Raw genomic sequence first — 19029 nt, 5'->3', positions numbered from 1 at the left:
ACCCGTGCCCGCAAAGGCGCGCCGCCCCGACCCGGCTAGCGGGCGAGGGCGGCGCAGCAGCGTCAGGCGCTGCGCCTGATCCGCCCGATCCCCGCCATGGCGGCAAGCCCGGAGAGCAGCAGCGCGCCGGCGCCGGGCAGCGGCACGGGCGCCAGCGTGCCCGAAAACCGGGTGCTGTCATTGCCGTCGTCGCCAAGCCCGGCGACGTTGCCGGAGGAGGATCTGGATACGATGAAATAGGGGCTGATCTCGACGAAATAGCCTTGCTGGTCCTTCTGGATCAGGCTGGAGCCGCCAAAGAAGCTGAACCTGCCCTCGCCGAACAGCATGGAGACCTGCATGGAATCGATCGCCGTGCTGCCGTTGAGCCGCCCGGCCATCAGATTGCGCCGCGCCGAATAGGTCGGCGCCTTGCCCGCATGGAACAGGTTGAGCGCATGCCCGAGCTCATGCCCGAGCAGTTCCGCCCCATAGCGCGAGCTGCCGGCGAATTTCGCCTCCACCGCGATCTGGTTGCCCGGGGTCTTGCCGCAGCCGACGATGGAGCGCGACTTGAACGAGCAGAAGTCGAGCGATTGCACGTAATAGAGGCTGATGGTCTTGTTGATCGCGCCGCGCGCCGTGCGCATCGGCGGGGTCAGGCTGAACAGCTCGTTGATCTCCGAACGCGTGGTCACCTTGACCAGCGACGGCGCCGCCAGTTCCACCAGCGGATTGAAACGGATGTCGATGGGATGGTCGCCAAAGCTGGACTGGCTGAAGATCCGGTCGAGCGCCTTTTCCCGGGTGTTGGCGGGATAGATTTTCTTCGAGCGCCCGTTGCGCGACCGCCTCGCCGCATTGGCGGCCTCGACCGGCGCCGAAATGGAGAACAGCTCTCCGTCGGCATGCGTGCCGGCATGCGTGTCGCCATGCGCCTGACTTGCGGCGTCGAACACGGTCGTGGCCGATGCGGGGGTTGCGAACTGCGCCAGGATCAAGGCGGCGGCGAAACTGATCGGGCTTACGGCCCGAACGCCGATATTCAAAGACATACGCTGGTCATCCCTTGTTATTCACTACGCGGCGAATCGCCCTTAGGCAAAGCTATGCCGACACTGGTTTACAGATTCACCAACACTGAGCGTGTCTGGCGCATTTATCTTTCGTGCAGTTCGCCAATCGCCCATTTTAACCATTTATGTCCAGTCTGATTGTGCGAAAAAGCGCGTTTTCTTCATAAACGAAGATGAATTCATCCACGTTCATATTTGTGACGGCTTCGATATCCCCCTATAACTCAAAACCTTGTTGGCCGGGGCCGCCGCGAAACGGGGGTGTCGCAGCGTCTGGCCGAAACCAGGCCGATTGCGCCTCACGCCGCGAAAAATCGAATGAAACGGGGCAGGTCGGGGCGGTGTGATTCGGGTTTTGCGGCCGCGTCCGCCCGGTGAATCGCCGCTGCTGACCGGTGAAAATCAGGCTGTCGCGGCGTGGCGCCAAGACCTTGTCAACACAGGGCAAACACCTTGCCGCCGCATTCATGAACCACCAACCATGGGGGCGATGTCTAAAATTGCGCTTGTTTTCCCGATGGTTGGATGGATAATGACACGAGTGTGAACGAAATGCCGTGATCCGACGACCTTGTCCGGTCTTGCGAGCAAGGATCGCGGCGTGACGATGTGAGTGTGGCTTGGCTTTTTGCGGCGGGCGTATCCGTCGCGTTGTGCAAAGGACGCGTAGAGTATGTCTTTGCTACCCAGTGGGCGGAGCGCGGCTCCGCTTGCGCAGGGCGCAGCCCTGTGCGTGATCCTCGCCATGGCGGGCGGCGCCCATGCGGCCAGCCTGACCATGTTCGATCTTCAACCCCGAACCGGCGGCACAGCGAACGCGATGCGCGAATTCGCGCCGCAGGGCCAGAGCGCGCCGCAAAGCCCGGGCGAAACCGAACAGGGGGCTGATCCCTCTGCGGTCGAATTCAGCGCCGTCGCGCCGCCGGACGGCGCGATCAACACCCGCGAGGCCGAACTGGACCAGATTTTCAGCCAGGCCAGCTTCGGCGCCAATCCCATCGACATCCGTTTCAACCCGGTGGTGCAGATCGTCGCGCCCGAACTGGTGCAGGTCACCACCAGCGCCGAAATGTCGGCGCTGTTCGCGCTCAACGACCCGCTATATGGACCGGGCGGCGCGGTGAATCGGACCATCAGCCTGTATTTCGTTGATCGGATCGACTATTGCGGCGGCTTCAACAAGGGCGTCGTCGGCTGCGGCAAGACCCCGGGGAACGCCATCGCGGTGGAGGCCGGATACGCCGACGGGTCCTACGGCGCGGAGCTGCTGGCCCATGAAATCGCCCACAATCTCAACCTGTTCCACGCGGGCAAGGCGCCCACCTATTCCAGGACCGCCAATCTGATGGCGGCGCGGCTCAACCACAACACCTCGCTGGATGCGCTGCAGGCGTCACAGATCCTCGGGCTGGGGATTTTCGAGGGCAACGGGCCAAGCCCGCTGATCCAGGGGGCGCTGGGGGCGCAGTTCATTTCCATCTCCCCGTATCTGGTCACCGACAGCCTCATCAGCGTGCCGGACGGCGGAGTCGGCGGCGGCGCGGTGTCCCAGGTCCCGATTCCGGGCGCGGGGCTGCTGCTGGTCTCGGCGATCGCCGGGCTTGCGGGTCTGCGCGGGCGACGCAGGGGATCGGCGACGTGAGCCGGGCGCGACAAGACGATGGCGGGCGCATCGGCGGCGGGATGCGGCGCGCCCTGGCGGGGCTGGCGTTCTGCGCGTTCGCGTCCAGCCCCGGCGCGCCGGCGGCGGCCGGGCCCTGCGCCTTGCCCGAGGCCGTCGGCGGCGCGGTCCCGGCGGATTGGCGCCCGCGCGACGTGGCCGGCGCATTCGCCATGCCGCTGCCGCCGGACACGGTGGTGGAGATCGAGCCGGGGGCCGGGCGCGTCGGGCAGGCGATCGCCGAGACGTTCACCCTGGATTTCGACCGCTCGCCCTGGAACGGGCCTTTCGTCCGGCTGCCGGCCTTCGCGCAATACGATCTGCGCGAGGTGACGATTGACGGGCGCAAGGCGCAGATCCAACGCGCCTGCGCCCCGACGGTCGCGCCCGCGCGGCGCTATCTGCTGGCGCTGCGCGCGCCGGGGCTGGAGGTCAGCGAGGTCGGCGAAGTGAGCCTCGGTCTGACGGTCTGGCAGGCCGGTCCCGAAAACCTCGCAGCGATCGAGGCGGCGATGCTGGCGATCCGGCTGCCCTGAGCCCCCGGGCGGCGCGGTTCAGGCCGCGCCGGCGAACCGCGCCGCCATGTCGGCGCGCGCCTCGTCGGTGATCTTGGCGAACAGCAGTTCGGGCACGGTGAAGGCATGGCCGGGGGCGAGCGCGTCAAGGGCGGCGCCGATCTCGTCGGGCCAGTCCTGCGCGGCGCGCGCGTCGAGCCCCAGCGCCGTCAGCATCCTGTCGGAAGCGTCGGGAATGAAGGGGCGCGACAGGATCGCGTATAGCCGGATCAGGTTGAGCGCGAAGCGGATGGCAACGGCGGCGGCGTCGGGGTCGGTCTTGAACTTCGCCCAGGGCTCGGCGCGCTGCAGGTATTCGTTGCCCGCAACCCAGATGGCGCGCAACTCGGCGGCGGCCTTGCGGATCTCGATCGCGTCCCAGTGGGAGTCATAGGCCTTCAGACGCACGGCGATTTCGGTGATCACCGCGCGTTCGGGCGCGCCGTATTCGCCGCCCCCGGGGACCGCTTCGCCAAAGCGGGCGCGGCAGAACTTGGTCACCCGGCTGACGAAATTGCCCAGCACGTCGGCGAGATCCTTGTTGATCCCGGCCTGAAAGTTTTCCCAGGTGAAATCGCTGTCGCCGGATTCGGGCGCGTTGGCCAGCAGCCACCAGCGCCAGTAATCCGGGGGCAGGATGTCCAGCGCCTGATCCATGAACACCCCGCGCCCCTGCGAGGTCGAAAACTTGCCGCCGTCATAGGTGAGCCAGTTGAAGCCCTTGATGTAATCCACCAGCTTCCACGGCTCCGCGCCGTCGAAATTCGCCCCCATCAGCGTCGCCGGGAAGCTGAGCGTGTGAAACGGGATGTTGTCCTTGGCCATGAATTCGACATAGCGCACATCCGCGGCGCCCAGATCCTCGCGCCACCAGCGCTGCCATGCGCTGTCATCCTGCCCGGTGGCGTCGGCCCATTCGGCGGTGGCGGCGATGTATTCGATGGGGGCGTCGAACCACACGTAGAAAACCTTGCCCTCCATGCCGGGCCAGTCGCAGTCGCCGCGTTTCACCGGCACGCCCCAGTCGAGATCGCGGGTGATGCCCCGATCGCGCAGCCCGTCGCCGTCATTGAGCCATTTTCTGGCGATCGAGGTGGTCAGCACCGGCCAGTCGGTTTTCGAATCGATCCAGGCGGCGAGCTTCTCGCGCATCAGGCTCTGGCGCAGATACAGGTGCTTGGTTGCGCGCACCTCGAGATTGGTGGCGCCGGAGATCGCCGAGCGCGGGTTCAGCAGGTCGGTGGGGTCGAGCTGCTTGGTGCAGTTCTCGCATTGATCGCCGCGGGCGCGATCGTAGCCGCAATTGGGGCATGTGCCCTCGATGTAGCGATCGGGCAGGTAGCGGCCGTCCTCGGGCGAATAGACCTGGCGCTCCATCACCTCCTCGATCAGCCCGGCGTCGGCGAGCCGCCCGGCGAGGTGCTGGGTCAGCTGGCGATTGCGCGCCGACGAGGAACGCCCGAAATGATCGAAGCTGAGCCTGAACCCCTCGGCGATCGACTTCTGCACCTCGTACATCTCGGCGCAGAATTCGGCCACCGGCTTGCCGGCCTTGGCGGCGGCCAGTTCGGCCGGGGTGCCGTGTTCGTCGGTGGCGCAGATCAGCAGCACCTCGTGCCCGCGCTGGCGCATGACCCGCGCATAGGCGTCCGAGGGCAGCTGGGATCCGACCAGATTGCCCAGATGCTTGACGCCGTTGATGTAGGGCAGGGCGGAGGTGATGAGAATGCGGGCCATGTCGCGCCTGACTTTTGGTGTGGGATGTCCGAGTCGGGGCTTCATAGCGGATCGCGCGGCGGGGGGCGAGAGCGGCGGTTTTCAGGGGCGATCCCGATCCCGCCGCCGCCGCATCAGTCGCCCCAGCAGGAAGGAGGTGCGCGGCAGATAGCGATACGGCGTGCGGACCGCCGCCGTGGGCCGTTTCAGCATCCGCAGCACGCTGAACATGGCGAGCCCCGCATGCATGAGCCCGATCATCGCGAACAGGGATGGCGGGCCGTAGGCCTCCAGCAGGCGCGACGCGAAATACGGGCTGGCGATGGCCCCGAGCCCATAGATGAACAGCAGCGAGGCGTTGAGCTCGGCGACGAAATCCGGCGCGGCGAAATCATTGGCATGAGCCGAGGAGATCGAGAAAATCGGAAACGCGAACAGCCCGAAGGCGAAGGCCCCGAGATGCACGGATTGCGGCGAACCGCCCGGGTCGAGGGCGATGGCGGCGCTGGCCGCGGTCGAGGCCAGCGACAGCCCGATCAGCACATGGCGGCGGTCAAGCTTGTCGGCGATCCAGCCCACCGGGATCTGCGCCGCGGCGCCGCCCAGCACCGCCGCCCCCAGAAACAGCGCGATGCCTCTGGCGTTCAACCCGATCTGCTGACCGTAGATCGGGCCGATCATGCGAAACGCCGGCATCGACATGCCGGTGACCAGCACCCCGGCGGCGGCCAGCGGCGACAGGCGCATGGCCTGGATCGGGCGCAGGCGCGGGGCGCCCGGCATCACCGGCGCCTTGCTGGAGGTGAGCGTCAGCGGAAACAGGCACAGGCAGCCCAGCAGCGCGAGAATGTTGTAGGACACGTAAGACGCCGGCGGCAGCACCGCGATCATCGCCTGCGCCCCCAGCGAGGCGCTGAGATCCACCAGCCGGTAGACCCCCAGCGCCCGCCCCCGATTGGCGTTGGTGACCTTGGCCTGCATCCAGCCCTCGATCACCGTGTAGGCGCCGGCGACGGCGATCCCGGTCAGCACCCTGAGCGCCGCCCAGAACGCCGGATCCTGCCACAGCGGGTGCGCCAGCGCGCCGATCGCCCCCGACGCGGCGAAGGCGGCGAAGGCGCGGGAATGACCGATGCGCCCCATCATGCGCGGCGCGCTCCAGCAGCCGACGAAGAAACCGACGAAATGCGCCGAGCCGAGCAGGCCGATCTCGGCCGTCGAGAACCCCAGCGCCGCGCCCGACAGCGCGTCCAGCGGCCCGAGCGCGCCCGAGCCGAGCTGCACGAAGACGATCGACAGGAACAGCGCGGCGAAGGAAATCAGCAGACGCATGCTATCAGGGGTCCCGGTGGGAAAGCCCGAGCATGTCCGCCGCCGCCGCCGCCCGCGCGTCCGCGAACGACCCGCCCGCGTCGCGGACAGGCTTTTTCGCAGCGGCGGCGGTTTTTTCCGGATGGGGGAGGCGACGGCATGGCCGGGCGATTCATCGCCAACCCGCGGGCTCCCGCCCGCCAATCGAACAAAAAGCCAAAAAAAACCCTCCGGGATGGGCGTTGGCAGGGCCGCGAGACCCTGGACGCCGCCCGGAGGGCGCACGACGCAACCGGCGCCGCATCGGGCCATGCACGACCCGGAAACTGGATGATCGGCGCCGATGGCGCGGACCGTCCGGGCGATGGCGGCTTCGCGTTCTCACGAGGGACAAGTGTCGCGAAACGTCATCCGCGGCGAGCGTCGCCGCGGACCCCCGTGATGATCGCCGCCCGAGGTAAATTTTTCCCTAGCGGCGCGGCGGGCGTCCGGAATTCGCCCCCTGCCGACCCGCGCGCCGGCCCGGCGGGGCGCGGCCTCCGGCGGCGGGGGCGCGGCTTGCGCGCCCTGATTCGGCGCAAGGCGCATTGTGGCTGGGCCGCTGCGTTGCTACATCCTTGCGGCGCCCCGCCCGCGCAGCGCCCGAGAAAGCAGAGACCTTGTCCCAGATCGAGTCCCCCACCGAACGCGCCAAATCGAAATCCGTCGGGTCGTTGCGCCGGCTTGCGCCGTTCATCGCGCCCTACAGGTCGCTGGCCTGGGGCGCGGCGGCGATGCTGCTGGTGACGACGATGCTCAACCTGGCGCTGCCGATCGCCGCCGGGCGGGTGGTGAACGGGTTCTCGGCCGAATCGACGTTCCTCATGGACCAGTATTTCATGGCCGCCATCGCCATCGCCGCCGCCTTGGCGCTGGCCACCGCCGCGCGGTACTATCTGGTGACGCGGCTCGGCGAACGGGTGATCGCCGACCTGCGCAAGGCGGTCTATGACAAGGTCATCGGCATGAGCCCGGCCTTTTACGAACGGCTGATGACCGGCGAGGTGCTGAGCCGCCTGACCACGGACACCACGCTGATCCTGTCGGTGGTCAGTTCGTCGATCTCCATCGCGCTGCGCAACGTGCTGCTGCTGATCGGCGGGCTGGCGCTGATGGTCTGGACCTCGCCCAAGCTGTCGGCCTATGAATTGCTGCTGGTGCCGCTGGTGGTGCTGCCGATCCTGATCATCGGGCGCAAGGTGCGCCGCCTGTCGCGGGAAAGCCAGGACAAGGTGGCCGAAAGCTCGGCCCAGGCCTCCGAAACCCTTCAGGAAGCCCAGACCGTGCAGGCCTACACCCACGAGGCCGCGTCGCGCGCCCAGTTCGGGGCGCTGACCGAAGCCGCCTACGAGGCCTCGCGCAAGCGCATCGTGGCGCGCGCGCAGCTGGCGGCGATCATCATCTTCCTGGTGTTCACCGGGGTGGTCGGGGTGCTGTGGATCGGCGCGCGGGACCTGCGCGCGGGGGTGATCTCGCCGGGCGAGCTGGTGCAGTTCCTGATCTACGCGGTGATGGTGGCGGGCTCGGTGGGCGCGCTGTCCGAGGTCTGGGGCGAGGTGCAGCGCGCCGCGGGCGCCACCGAGCGGCTGATCGAATTGCTCGAATCCGAGGACAGCGTCGCCCCGCCCGCGGCGCCGGCGGCGCTGGCCGATCCCAGCCGCGGCGCGGTGGGGTTCGACGCGGTCACCTTCCGCTACCCCGCGCGCCCGGACGCCCCGGCGCTGCACGATGTCTCGCTCAACATCGCGGCGGGCGAAACCGTGGCGGTGGTGGGGCCCTCGGGGGCGGGCAAGACCACGCTGTTCCAGTTGCTGCTGCGCTTCTACGATCCTAATTCGGGGCGCATCCGGCTTGATGGGGTGAATATCGCCGATCTGACGCCCGAGACCCTGCGCAGCCAGTTCGCGCTGGTCAGCCAATCCCCGGCGATCTTCGCCGACAGCGTCGCGGGCAACATCCGCTTCGGGCGCCCCGAGGCCAGCGACGCCGAGGTCGAGGCCGCCGCCCGCGCCGCCGCCGCCCATGACTTCATCGCCGCGCTGCCCGAAGGCTATGACAGCTTCGTCGGCGAACGCGGGGTGATGCTGTCGGGCGGGCAGAAGCAGCGCATCGCCATCGCCCGCGCCATCCTGCGCGACGCGCCGGTGCTGCTGCTGGACGAGGCGACCTCGGCGCTGGACGCGGAAAGCGAACAGGCGGTGCAGGCGGCGGTGGAGGCGCTGTCGCACGGGCGCACCACGCTGGTCATCGCCCATCGGCTGGCCACGGTGAAGAAGGCCGACCGCATCATCGTGCTCGAAGGCGGGCGCATCGTCGCCGAGGGCGATCACGCGACCCTGAGCGCCCAGGACGGGCTTTACGCGCGGCTGGCCCGGCTGCAATTCACCCAGGCCTAGGCGCGCGGCGCGGCGCCCTGACGTCGGGTAATTGTTGCGCCCGCCCTTCCCGGCAATCATGTATTCTGGCAAAAAGCCGTCGCCAGGCGCGCGTCAGCGCGGATCGCCGCGACCGGCCGGTGACGCGGGGAGAACGAGAATGACGCATACGCCCAGGACTTTCGCCACGCTCGACGACAAGATCGCGGTCGAGAAAACCCCGGTCGCCGAACGCTGGAGCGCGCGATCCGTCTATGAATTGCTGTCCGAGACCGCCGCCGCGCATCCCGACCGGTCGGCGATCAGCTTCCAGATCAAATCCGGCCCGACCGACAAGGCCGAGACCCTGACCTGGGCCGAATGCCGCGCGCGCGTCACCCAGGCCGCCAACCTGTTCCGCCGCCTCGGGGTCGAGGAGGGCGACGCCGTCGCCTATCTGCTGCCCAATTGCAACGAGACCGCGGTCGCGCTCCTCGCCGGGGCCACGGCGGGGATCGTCAATCCGCTCAATCCGCTGCTGGAGCCCGAGCAGATCGGCGCCATCCTGCGCGAATCCGGGGCCAGGGTGCTGGTGACGCTGGCGCCGTTCCCGAAAAGCGACATCGCCGACAAGGCCGCCGCCGCCGTCGCCCTGGCGCCCGACGTGAAGACCATCCTGCAGGTGGATCTGAAGCGCTATCTCAGCCCGCCGCTGAGCTGGCTGATCCCGATGATCCGGCCCAAGGCGCAGCCCACGACCGCACAGGCGCTGGACTTCAACGCCGAAATGGCCCGCGAACGCGCCGACGCGCTGGATTTCGAGGAAAGCGGCGACGAAAGCCGCATCGGGGCCTATTTCCACACCGGCGGCACCACCGGGATGCCGAAGCTGGCCCAGCACGACCATCGCGGCATGATCTATCAGGGCTGGATTTCCGATTATCTGATGCTGAATTCGACCGACACGGTGCTGTGCCCGCTGCCGCTGTTTCACGTGTTCGCCGCCTATCCGATCCTGATGAGCTGCGTGGCCTCGGGCGCCCATATGGTGATGCCGACCCCGGCGGGGTATCGCGGCGACGGGGTGTTCGACAATTTCTGGAAACTGGTGGCGCGCTGGAAAGTGTCCTTCATGGTGACCGTGCCCACCGCCGCCGCGGCGCTGATGCAGCGCAAGGTCGACGCCGACCTGTCCAGCCTGCGCTTCGCGCTTTGCGGGTCCGCGCCCTTGCCTCAGGAATTGTTCAAGCAGTTCGAAAGCGCCACCGGGGTGAAGATCCTCGAAGGCTACGGCATGACCGAGGCGACCTGTCTTGTGTCCTGCAACCCCATGGACGGACAGCGAAAGATCGGTTCCGTGGGCATCCCCTTCCCCTATACCGACCTGCGCATCCTGCATTGCGACGCCCTCGGCGCGGTCACGAAGGAATGCGCCGTGGACGAGATCGGCGAGATCTGCATCTCCAACCCCGGGGTGCGTCCCGGCGCCACCTACACCGAGCCGGAGAAGAACGTCTCGCTCTACGCCGACGGCGGGCATCTGCGCACCGGCGATCTGGGGCGCATCGATTCCGACGGCTATCTGTGGATCACCGGGCGGGCCAAGGACCTGATCATCCGCGGCGGCCACAACATCGACCCGGCGGTGATCGAGGAGGCGCTGGCCGGGCATCCGGCGGTGGCCTTCGTCGGCGCCATCGGCCAGCCCGACGCCCATTCCGGCGAGGTCGCCTGCGCCTATGTGGAGCTGATCGCCGGCGGCGAGGCGTCTTCCGCCGAACTGATGGCTTGGGCGCAGGAGCGGGTCGCCGAACGCGCCGCCCATCCCAAGCATGTGGAGGTGCTGGAGGAACTGCCGAAAACCGCCGTCGGCAAGGTGTTCAAGCCGGACCTGCGCAAACGCGCCATCAGTCGCGTCTATGGCGAGGCGTTGGAGAAGGCCGGGATCTCGGCCTCGATCGAGGTGATCGAGGACAAGCGTCTGGGGCTGGTCGCCCATGTGGCGCCGGGCGGCGTCAGCAAGCTTGACGCCGCGGCGGTGCACGCCGCGCTCAGCGCGTTTCCGCGCCCCTACGAGGTCGTTGACCGCTGAGGCGGGGGCGGCGGCGCGCCGCACCCGGTCGCGGCCCGTTCGGCGTTCCGGGCGGCGCCGCGCGTCACGCCTGTTCCGAGGATGGCCGCAATCGCGCCCCCGTCGCCGGGCGGGATTGCGCGCGGCGCTCCGCATAGCTCGCCAACCCCGCGAAGACCTGCGCGATCGCCCAGGTGCCCCCCGCGGCGCCTAGAAATTCGTTGCGGCTCGACAGCATCCACAGCGCGGCGAAAAACACCACGCAAATGATCCCGAGCCACATGGACAGGTCGCGGAAAAATCCGGGCCAGGTGTTCATATCCATTGCTCCCCCCAATACAGACCCGCGACCCAACCGCGGGGCTCCCCCAACGCCGCCCCCAAGCGCAGGCCGAAGGGCGACGGGACCAAGCCTAGACGCCAGCCACCACCTCGAAGTTAACGCGCGCGTCAAAATGCGCCGGTTTTTCGGAGAAATCGGGCTTGACGCAACCCCACGGCGAACCGACCGCCCGACGCCCCCGTCAGGCGGTCACAGCGCGTCGCGCAGGCGCGCCAGCAGCATCGCCGCGATCAGGGTCGGGCGGCGCAGCGCCGCGCCGCCGGGAAAGCGCGGGGCGGGCAGGGCGGCCATGGCGTCAAAGCGGGCGCGCTCCCCCTGCAGCGCCTCGGCCAGGATCGGCCCGGCCATGGCGGCGAGCGCCACGCCCGATCCCGAATAGCCCGAGGCGTTGATCACCCCGGCGCGGATCTCGGCGAACACCGGCAGGCGGGTGAGGGTGATGGCCAGCGTGCCGCCCCAGCCATGGGTGATCTTCACGTCGCCGAGCTGCGGGAAAACCTTCAGCATCCGCTTGCGCACGAACGCCTTGATGTCGCGGGGAAAAACGTCGCCATAGCTTTCGCCGCCCCCGAACAGCAAGCGCCGGTCCTCGGACAATCGGTAGTAGTTGACCACGAATCGGCTGTCGGCCACGGCCACGTCGTCGCGGATCAGCGACCGGGCGCGATCCTCGGGCAACGCCTCGGTGGCGAGCACGAAATTGTTGATCGGCATCACCCGCGCCGCGACCTCCGCCGCCAGCCCGCCCAGATAGCCGTTGCAGGCCAGGATCACCGTATCGGCCTTCACAAGGCCCGCCTCGGTGGCGACATTCGTGCCGTCGACGCCTGTCGCCTCGGTCATCTCGAAGATCCGCGCCCCCGCCGCGAGCGCGGCCCTGGCCAGGCCGCGCGAAAAATTCAGCGGATGCAGATGGCCGGCGTTGCGGTCGAGTTCGCCGCCGAAGCAGCCGACGGCGCCGAGGCGCTCGGCGACCTGATCGCGGGTCAGGAAGTCCAGTCCGTCATAGCCGTAGACCTCGCGCATATGCGCCACATGCGCCCGGGAATGGGCGTCGTGGCGGGCGCGGTGGTTCACATGCATCACCCCCGGCTTGTAGGCGCAGTCGATCTGGTGGCGCTCGATCAGATCGCGCACCAGCTGCGCCGCGTCGAGGCCGATTTTCCAGGCGTCGCGGGCGGCGTCGCGCCCGACGCGGGCCTCAAGCTCCGGCTGCTCGATGCGCTGCCCGACCCCGACCTGCCCGCCGTTGCGCCCCGAGGCGCCCCAGCCCGCGCGATGCGCTTCGACCAGCGCCACGTCGACGCCGCGCTCCGCCAGATGCAGCGCGCTCGACAGCCCGGTGATGCCGCCGCCGATGATGCAGACATCGGCGCGGGTTTCGCCTTGCAGGGGCGGCTGCTCGGGCAGGGGATGCGCGGTCTCGGCGTACCAGGATGGCGCATGCGCCCCGCGCCGGTCGTTGCGATGCAGCAGGGTCATACGTTCAACAGCAGGTGTTCGCGTTCCCAGGGGCTGATGACGGTCATGAACTCGTCATGTTCGAAACGCTTGATGTTGCAATATATTTCCACGAATCTCTCGCCCAGAACGCGGCCGAGCGGCGCTGACGCCTCCAGCCGGTCCACGGCTTCGAGCATGGACCAGGGCAGGTCGCGGTTATGTTCGTAGGCCATGCCCGCGACCGGATCGCGGGGCGCGATCTTTTCCTCGATGCCCAGCAGCCCGGCGGCGAGCGAGGCGGCGATGGCCAGATACGGGTTGGCGTCGGCGCCGCTCACCCGGTTCTCGACCCGGCGCGCGGCCGGCTTGGCGCGGGGCGCCCGCAGCCCGGTGGAGCGGTTGTCATGGCCCCATTCCAGATTCACCGGCGCCGACATGAAGGCCACCAGCCGCCGATAGGAATTGACATAGGGCGCCATCAGCAGGGTCGCCGCCGGCAGATGTTTTTGCTGGCCGCCCAGAAAATGGCTGAACTCCGCGGTCGGTTCGCCGTCCGCGCCGGTGAAGATGTTGCGCCCGTCGCGGTCGAGGATCGACTGATGTATGTGCATGGCGCTGCCCGGCTGCTTGGCCATGGGCTTGGCCATGAAGGTGGCGTAGCAGCCGCAGCGCAGCGCCGCCTCGCGGATCAGCCGCTTGTACAGGAACACCTGATCGGCGAGCTGCATGGCGTCGCCGTGCAGCAGGTTGATTTCCAGCTGCGCGGCGCCGGCCTCCTGGATGATGGTGTCGATCTCCAGCCCCTGGGCCTCGGCGTAGTCGTAGATGTGCTCGATCACCGAATCGAACTCGTCCACGGCGGACATGGAAAACGCCTGGCTGCCGGTGGATTGGCGGCCCGACCGGCCAATCGGGGGTTCGAGCGGATAATCCGGATCGGTGTTGGGCTTGGTGAGATAGAATTCCAGCTCAGGCGCCACGACGGGGGTCCAGCCGCGGGCGTCATAGGCGCGCAGCACCCGGCGCAGCACCTCGCGCGGGGCGAAGGGGATCGCCACGCCGTCGCGGTCATAGACGTCATGGATGATCTGCAGCGACGCCTCGCCCGCCCAGGGCACGGCGCGCGCGGTGGACAGGTCGGGGATCAGGGTGATGTCGCCGTCGGAATACAATTCGGGATGCGGCGCGTCGGCGTATTCGCCGGTGATCACCGCGAAGAAGATCGAGATCGGCAGCCGGGATTCGGATTCGCGCACGAACTTGTAGGCCGGCATCACCTTGCCGCGCGCGATGCCGGCGAAATCCGGGGTCACGCATTCGATTTCCTCGACGCGATGCGTGCGCACCCATTCGCGCAGCGCCTCCATGTCGTCGGGACCAAGCTGGGGCGATGCCGCGAGGCTGATGTCCGGGGTGATCTTTTTCATGGATTGCTCCGTATCCGCCGTTGTTTTCGCCGGCGAGTCCCCCGGGCGCCGTCGATCCGGGCCATGCCTGGCCTGTCCTCGAAACGGCGCTGGCGTTGCCGCGCTCCGGTCGTTATATCTTGTGATCACAAAAAACGAAAGGCTTCAACATGCTGATCGGCATCCTCGAAACCGGCGATGTGGCGGCGCATATGCGTGACGAGCACGGCGAATCCTTCACCCATATGTTCGAGACGCTGCTGGCCGGCCGCGGGCTGGAGCTGGCCGCATGGAAGGTCTACGAGGGCGAGATGCCGCGCGACCCTGGCGAGGCCGAGGGCTGGCTGCTCACCGGATCGAAATTCGGGGTCTATGACGACCTGCCCTGGATCGCGGCGCTTGAGGATTTCGTGCGCCGCGCCTACGCCGCCGGGACGCCGGTGGTGGGGATCTGCTTTGGTCACCAGCTATTGGCGCAGGCGCTTGGCGGGCGAGTGGAAAAATCGCCCAAGGGCTGGGGCATCGGGGCCCAGACCTATGCCAGCGCCGAGACCGGCGGCGAGATCACCGTGCTGGCCTCGCATCAGGATCAGGTGGTCGAAAAGCCCGCCGACGCCGAAGTGATCGCGTCCTCGCCGTTCTGCGCGCACGCCGGGCTCGCCTATCGCAACGGCCCGGCGCTGAGCTATCAGCCGCATCCGGAGTTTTCGCGGGAATTCTCGTCGCAGCTGATCACCGAGCGGCGCGGCGCGGTCTATCCCGAACCGCTGGCCGACGAGGCGCTGGAGCGCATGAAACTGCCGCTGGATTCGGACTGGATGGCCGGGCGCATCGCCGATTTCTTTCGCGAGCACCGCGCGAAATCCGACTGAGTCCGCCTTCGCTCAGCCGCCGGGTTCCATCGCAAACGCCCCGACGGGCGGCGCCGCGAAGACCGGCGTCGCAATGGTCTCGCCGCGCTCATCGAGGCCGTAGGGCGGATCCCGATCCGCCATTGGCGCGGCGCTTGGGCCGCCAAGGCGCAATCGGGGCGCAATCGGGGCGCGCAGTCGGGGCGCGCAGTCGGGGCGCGATTGCGACGCGGGCGCGTCTTGGCCTCGCCGCAAAACCTCTCTACCTAGGGAGCGACGCCTAGCAACGGAGCGCGCGAATGACTGCGATCATCGATTTCGTCATGGAAATCTGGGACTGGCTCATGCGGATGACCGGTTTCGCCCGCTCGTCCACGCTCGACGCGGCGGAGCTGGCCGAGCAGGCGCGTTTTCGCCGCGCGCTGCGGCTGCTGCGCCCGACGCTGGTGATCCTCGCCATCCTCTATCTCGGCGTCCTGACCTGGCGCTTCGCCTGGATCCGCGGCGAGGACATGCGCTATCCCCAGCAGCTGATCGTCAGTTCGGCGCTGCAGACTTCGGGCGAGGAGACCGCCCCGGAAAGCGGCTCCGAGGACGTAAAGACCTGCGCGCCCTCGCAGACCGTGCGCATGCAGGCGGCGCTGATCGACATGATGGTCAACCAGAACGACTGGGCCCCGGCGACGCCCATGTACACCATCGGCTTTTTCGGGCTGGTGGACTGGGCGGACACGCCGTTCTTCGACAACAAGGCGGCGTTCCAGCTGGGCGCGCTCGACATCATGCGCCGCTTCGGCATCGAGCTCACCGACCGGCTGGGCCGGGTGCGCGGCACCTCGGGCGCCGACAGCGACCTGCAGGGCGCGCAGTCGCGCCTGCAGGTCAACGAACGCGCCTGGGTGCTCAACAACCCCTTCGACAAGCAGCTGGTGTTCCTGTCCACGTCGGCCGGGTCCTCCTATCGCGGGGCCATCGAGCTGTATGAGCGCTACAACGCCCGCCTGTCGCGCTGCGACGCGCTGTTCGACGTGCGCGCCGACAATCTGCGGGTGATGCTCGACCGGGTGGCAAAGGATCTGGGATCGACCACCGACCAGCTCAGCAAGCGCGCGCTGGGCATGGTCTACGACCCGAAGCGCGACATCTTCGTGCCCGGTCCCGGCAACAATCGCGGCTGGTTCGATTTTCGCGCCGACAACCTGTTTCACCGCGCGCGCGGCCAGATGTTCGCGCTGCACGGGCTGATGCAGGCCATGCGCGCCGATTTCGACACCGTGCTGAAGCGCCGCGATCTGGAGGATGTCTGGGACCGCATGGAGGCCCATATCGCCGAGGCCGCGGTGCTCAAGCCGCTGATCGTGTCCAACGGGCGCGACGACGGGCTGCTGATGCCGAGCCACCTGTCGGCCATGGCCCAGAACATCCTGCGCGCCCGCGCCAACATGGTGGAGCTGCGCGACATCATCGACCGCTGATCGGATGGGCGCGGGCGGCAAGCCGACTGGCGGCAAGCATCCGGGGGGGCGCATCCGCCGCGACATCGCGCGAACGTTCCGGCGCAACATGCTGATCCTGCTGGCGATCGTCTCGCTTGTGCTGCTGGGCGCGCGGTTCGTCCGGCTCGGGCCGCTGCTGGAACGCAACGGCGAGCGGATCGACTATCTGGCGGAACTGGCGCGCAGCGCCGATTACCGCGCCGTGGCGCGGCTGGAGGTGTTCGAGCTGCGCCGCAGGTTCCGCGCCAAGGTCACCCAATGCACCGGGCTCAGCGCCACCACCCGCCCGTATTGGCTGGAGGAGTTCCCCGGCAGGCTTGCCGTGCGCGGCGCCGGCGAACGCCTGCCGCTGCTGGAAATCGACTTTCCGGCCCTGAAGGCCGGGGGGCCGCTCGGCGATTTTTCCAGATTGTCCACGGCCGGGGGCGCCGACCCCCGCCTGCAGAAGGCGGTGGTGACGGCGGGGTTGCTGGGGATCTACGCCCCGGACCGCCCCTGTCCGCCTAAATAGGTTTTCGCCATGGCCGACAGCCCCGGTCAATCCGGCGTCAGCCCTTTCATGAACAGGGTTTCAAGGAACCGTCCCGCGTCGTCGAAATGCCCGCCCGCGCCGCCGGTCCGGTCGTCCGCCCCGTCCAGCAGCATTCGCACCTGCCAGTCGAAATCCGCGTAATGCTGGGTGGTGGCCCAGATGGCGAAGATCAGGTGAATCGGGTCCACCACACGCAGCTTGCCCGCGGCGATCCAACCGCGAATCACCTCGGCCTTCTCGTTCACCAGCTGCTTCAGCTCGCCCTCCAGATAGGGTTCGATGCGCGGCGCGCCCTGCATGATTTCGTTGGCGAACAGCCGGCTTTCGCGCGGCCTGTCCCGCGCCATGTCAAGCTTGCGCCGCAGATAGTCGCGGATTTCCCGCAACGGGTCGCCCTCGGCGCTGAGCGCGCGCAGCGGGTCGAGCCAGTCGTCGAGCAGCCCCGCCAGCAGGGCGGCGTGGATATCTTCCTTGCGCCGGAAATAATACAGCAGGTTGGGCTTTGACATGCCGGCGCCGTCGGCGATCTGATCCAGCGTCGCGCCGCGAAAGCCATAGGTCGAAAACACCTCGAGCGCCGCGGCGAGTATCTTTTCCTCGTTCTCGCGCTGGATGCGGGTGCGCCGCCTGGTCTGCGCCGCGCGCGGCGTGCTGATCGCAGGATCCGCGGGGGCGGCGGCGGCGGGGTCGCGGGTGTTCATCTCGGTTCCATTCGTAACGATATTTTCGCCTTGACCGGCTGGGGCGCCGTGCCTAGCGTAAATTTTGACCAGACGGTCAACGTGACCGCAAGAGAAATTGCAAGAAGCCGATCGCATCAAGGGATACGGGATGCGCGCGGCTTGCCGTGCAGGGGGGAGAACCAGCCATGTCCGACCGCAGCGCCGCCGCGCCGAACGATCTGCGCGCCTTCTGGATGCCGTTTACCGCGAATCGCCAGTTCAAGAAAGCGCCGCGCATGTTCGTGGCGGCCAAGGACATGCATTTCACCACCGCCGACGGGCGTCAGGTGCTGGACGGCACCGCGGGGCTGTGGTGCTGCAACGCCGGGCATTGCCGCCCGCGCATCACCGAGGCGATCGCGCGTCAGGCCGGCGAGCTCGATTACGCGCCGGCGTTCCAGATGGGCCACCCCAAGGCGTTCGAACTGGCCTCGCGCATCATCGATCTGGCCCCGGCCGGGTTCGAGCACGCGTTCTTCACCAATTCCGGCTCGGAAAGCGTTGAAACCGCGCTGAAAATCGCCATTGCCTGGCACCGGGCGCGCGGCGATGCGGGGCGCACCCGGCTGATCGGGCGCGAACGCGGCTATCACGGGGTGAATTTCGGCGGCATTTCCGTTGGCGGCATCGTCGCCAACCGCAAGCATTTCGGCACGCTGCTGACCGGGGTCGACCATCTGCCCCACACCCACGACCTCGCCCGCAACGCCTTCACCCGCGGGCAGCCGGAACACGGCGCGGAACTGGCCGACGAACTGGAGCGCATCTGCGCCCTGCACGACCCCTCGACCATCGCCGCGGTGATCGTCGAGCCCATGGCCGGATCCACCGGCGTGCTGATGCCGCCCAAGGGCTACCTGAACCGATTGCGGGATATCTGCACCAGGCACGGCATTCTTCTGATCTTCGACGAGGTCATCACCGGCTTCGGGCGGCTCGGGTCCAACTTCGCCGCCGATCATTACGGGGTGACGCCGGACCTGATCACCACCGCCAAGGGGCTGACCAACGGCGTCATCCCCATGGGCGCGGTGCTGGCCACGGCCGAGATCCACGACGCCTTCATGACCGGCCCCGAGGGCATGATCGAGCTGTTCCACGGCTACACCTATTCCGGCAACCCCGTCGCCGCCGCCGCCGGCATCGCCACCCTCGACACCTATCGCGAGGAGGGCCTGCTGACCCGCGCCGCCGAACTGGAGAGCTACTGGCTCGACGCGCTGTTCAGCCTGCGCGATCATCCGCATGTGATCGACATTCGCGGCCAGGGCCTGATCGGCGCGGTGGAGCTGGACCCCATCGCCGGGGCGCCCACCAAGCGCGCCTTCGCGGCGTTTCTCGACGCCTATGACAAGGGCATTCTCATTCGCACCACCGGCGACATCATCGCGCTGTCGCCGCCGCTGATCATCTCGAAAGCGCAGATCGACACGCTGATCGGCACGCTTGGCGACGTACTCAAGAATCTGGATTAGG

Annotated in this window: 15 protein-coding genes; 8 read left to right on the top strand and 7 right to left on the bottom strand. The window is 67.9% G+C overall.

Annotated elements, in window-relative coordinates; genetic code table 11:
• Nucleotides 1–62 precede the first annotated feature (62 nt).
• A complete protein-coding gene (locus tag AC1HC7_RS05540; RefSeq protein ID WP_479498751.1) occupies nucleotides 63–1034 on the bottom strand; it encodes a hypothetical protein in 972 nt (323 codons plus the stop codon).
• Between the two features lie 754 nt (nucleotides 1035–1788).
• Here AC1HC7_RS05540 and AC1HC7_RS05535 point away from each other — a divergent pair.
• Nucleotides 1789–2697, top strand: coding sequence for a hypothetical protein (locus AC1HC7_RS05535; RefSeq protein ID WP_479495977.1), 909 nt, complete (start codon nucleotides 1789–1791; stop codon nucleotides 2695–2697).
• Nucleotides 2694–3251, top strand: a complete 558-nt coding sequence (locus AC1HC7_RS05530) for a hypothetical protein (RefSeq protein WP_479495978.1) — start codon at nucleotides 2694–2696, stop codon at nucleotides 3249–3251. Before AC1HC7_RS05535 ends, AC1HC7_RS05530 begins: the two co-directional genes overlap by 4 nt.
• 18 nt (nucleotides 3252–3269) lie before the next feature.
• Here the strand turns inward: AC1HC7_RS05530 and metG are convergent, their stop codons facing one another.
• Both metG and AC1HC7_RS05520 read right to left on the bottom strand, forming a co-directional pair.
• Entirely contained in the window at nucleotides 3270–5006 is a 1737-nt protein-coding gene (gene metG / locus AC1HC7_RS05525) for a methionine--tRNA ligase (RefSeq protein ID WP_479495979.1), read from the bottom strand.
• An 81-nt stretch (nucleotides 5007–5087) separates the two neighbouring features.
• Nucleotides 5088–6317: an MFS transporter gene (locus AC1HC7_RS05520; protein WP_479495980.1), complete on the bottom strand. Its 1230-nt coding sequence runs from the start codon at nucleotides 6315–6317 to the stop codon at nucleotides 5088–5090.
• 638 nt (nucleotides 6318–6955) lie between these two features.
• Here AC1HC7_RS05520 and AC1HC7_RS05515 point away from each other — a divergent pair.
• Together AC1HC7_RS05515 and AC1HC7_RS05510 are read left to right on the top strand one after the other, a co-directional pair.
• Nucleotides 6956–8731, top strand: coding sequence for an ABC transporter transmembrane domain-containing protein (locus AC1HC7_RS05515; RefSeq protein WP_479495981.1), 1776 nt, complete (start codon nucleotides 6956–6958; stop codon nucleotides 8729–8731).
• A 139-nt stretch (nucleotides 8732–8870) separates the two neighbouring features.
• Nucleotides 8871–10781 (top strand): acyl-CoA synthetase, encoded by a 1911-nt coding sequence (locus tag AC1HC7_RS05510; RefSeq protein ID WP_479495982.1) that lies wholly within the window; start codon nucleotides 8871–8873, stop codon nucleotides 10779–10781.
• A 64-nt stretch (nucleotides 10782–10845) separates the two neighbouring features.
• Here the strand turns inward: AC1HC7_RS05510 and AC1HC7_RS05505 are convergent, their stop codons facing one another.
• The 3 genes from AC1HC7_RS05505 to AC1HC7_RS05495 all read right to left on the bottom strand — a co-directional run bounded on the left by AC1HC7_RS05505 (nucleotide 10846) and on the right by AC1HC7_RS05495 (nucleotide 13913).
• On the bottom strand, nucleotides 10846–11079 hold the full coding sequence (locus AC1HC7_RS05505; protein WP_479495983.1) for a hypothetical protein: 234 nt from the start codon (nucleotides 11077–11079) through the stop codon (nucleotides 10846–10848).
• A 213-nt stretch (nucleotides 11080–11292) separates the two neighbouring features.
• On the bottom strand, nucleotides 11293–12585 hold the full coding sequence (locus AC1HC7_RS05500; RefSeq protein WP_479495984.1) for an NAD(P)/FAD-dependent oxidoreductase: 1293 nt from the start codon (nucleotides 12583–12585) through the stop codon (nucleotides 11293–11295).
• Nucleotides 12582–13913 carry a glutamine synthetase family protein gene (locus tag AC1HC7_RS05495; protein WP_479496126.1) on the bottom strand — a complete coding sequence of 444 codons (1332 nt, stop codon included), beginning with the start codon at nucleotides 13911–13913 and terminating at the stop codon, nucleotides 12582–12584. The genes AC1HC7_RS05500 and AC1HC7_RS05495 overlap by 4 nt, the downstream gene beginning before the upstream one ends.
• 209 nt (nucleotides 13914–14122) lie before the next feature.
• Between AC1HC7_RS05495 and AC1HC7_RS05490 the strand changes: the two genes are divergently transcribed.
• The 3 genes from AC1HC7_RS05490 to AC1HC7_RS05480 all read left to right on the top strand — a co-directional run bounded on the left by AC1HC7_RS05490 (nucleotide 14123) and on the right by AC1HC7_RS05480 (nucleotide 16810).
• Nucleotides 14123–14824 (top strand): type 1 glutamine amidotransferase, encoded by a 702-nt coding sequence (locus tag AC1HC7_RS05490; protein WP_479495985.1) that lies wholly within the window; start codon nucleotides 14123–14125, stop codon nucleotides 14822–14824.
• Between the two features lie 278 nt (nucleotides 14825–15102).
• Nucleotides 15103–16278: a DUF2333 family protein gene (locus tag AC1HC7_RS05485; RefSeq protein ID WP_479495986.1), complete on the top strand. Its 1176-nt coding sequence runs from the start codon at nucleotides 15103–15105 to the stop codon at nucleotides 16276–16278.
• Nucleotides 16279–16282: 4 nt separating this feature from the next.
• Complete coding sequence (locus tag AC1HC7_RS05480; protein ID WP_479495987.1) at nucleotides 16283–16810, top strand: hypothetical protein; 528 nt, start codon at nucleotides 16283–16285, stop codon at nucleotides 16808–16810.
• A 26-nt stretch (nucleotides 16811–16836) separates the two neighbouring features.
• Here the strand turns inward: AC1HC7_RS05480 and AC1HC7_RS05475 are convergent, their stop codons facing one another.
• The gene (locus AC1HC7_RS05475; protein ID WP_479495988.1) at nucleotides 16837–17532 is read right to left on the bottom strand and encodes a TetR family transcriptional regulator C-terminal domain-containing protein; all 696 of its coding nucleotides are present in this window, start codon (nucleotides 17530–17532) and stop codon (nucleotides 16837–16839) included.
• Between the two features lie 167 nt (nucleotides 17533–17699).
• Here AC1HC7_RS05475 and aptA point away from each other — a divergent pair, with 167 nt between their 5' ends.
• Nucleotides 17700–19028 carry an omega-aminotransferase AptA gene (gene aptA / locus AC1HC7_RS05470; protein WP_479495989.1) on the top strand — a complete coding sequence of 443 codons (1329 nt, stop codon included), beginning with the start codon at nucleotides 17700–17702 and terminating at the stop codon, nucleotides 19026–19028.
• Nucleotide 19029 lies beyond the last annotated feature (1 nt).

The sequence above is a fragment of the Oceanicella sp. genome, assembly GCF_056449545.1.
This window is presented reverse-complemented; position numbering and strand designations above follow the sequence as displayed.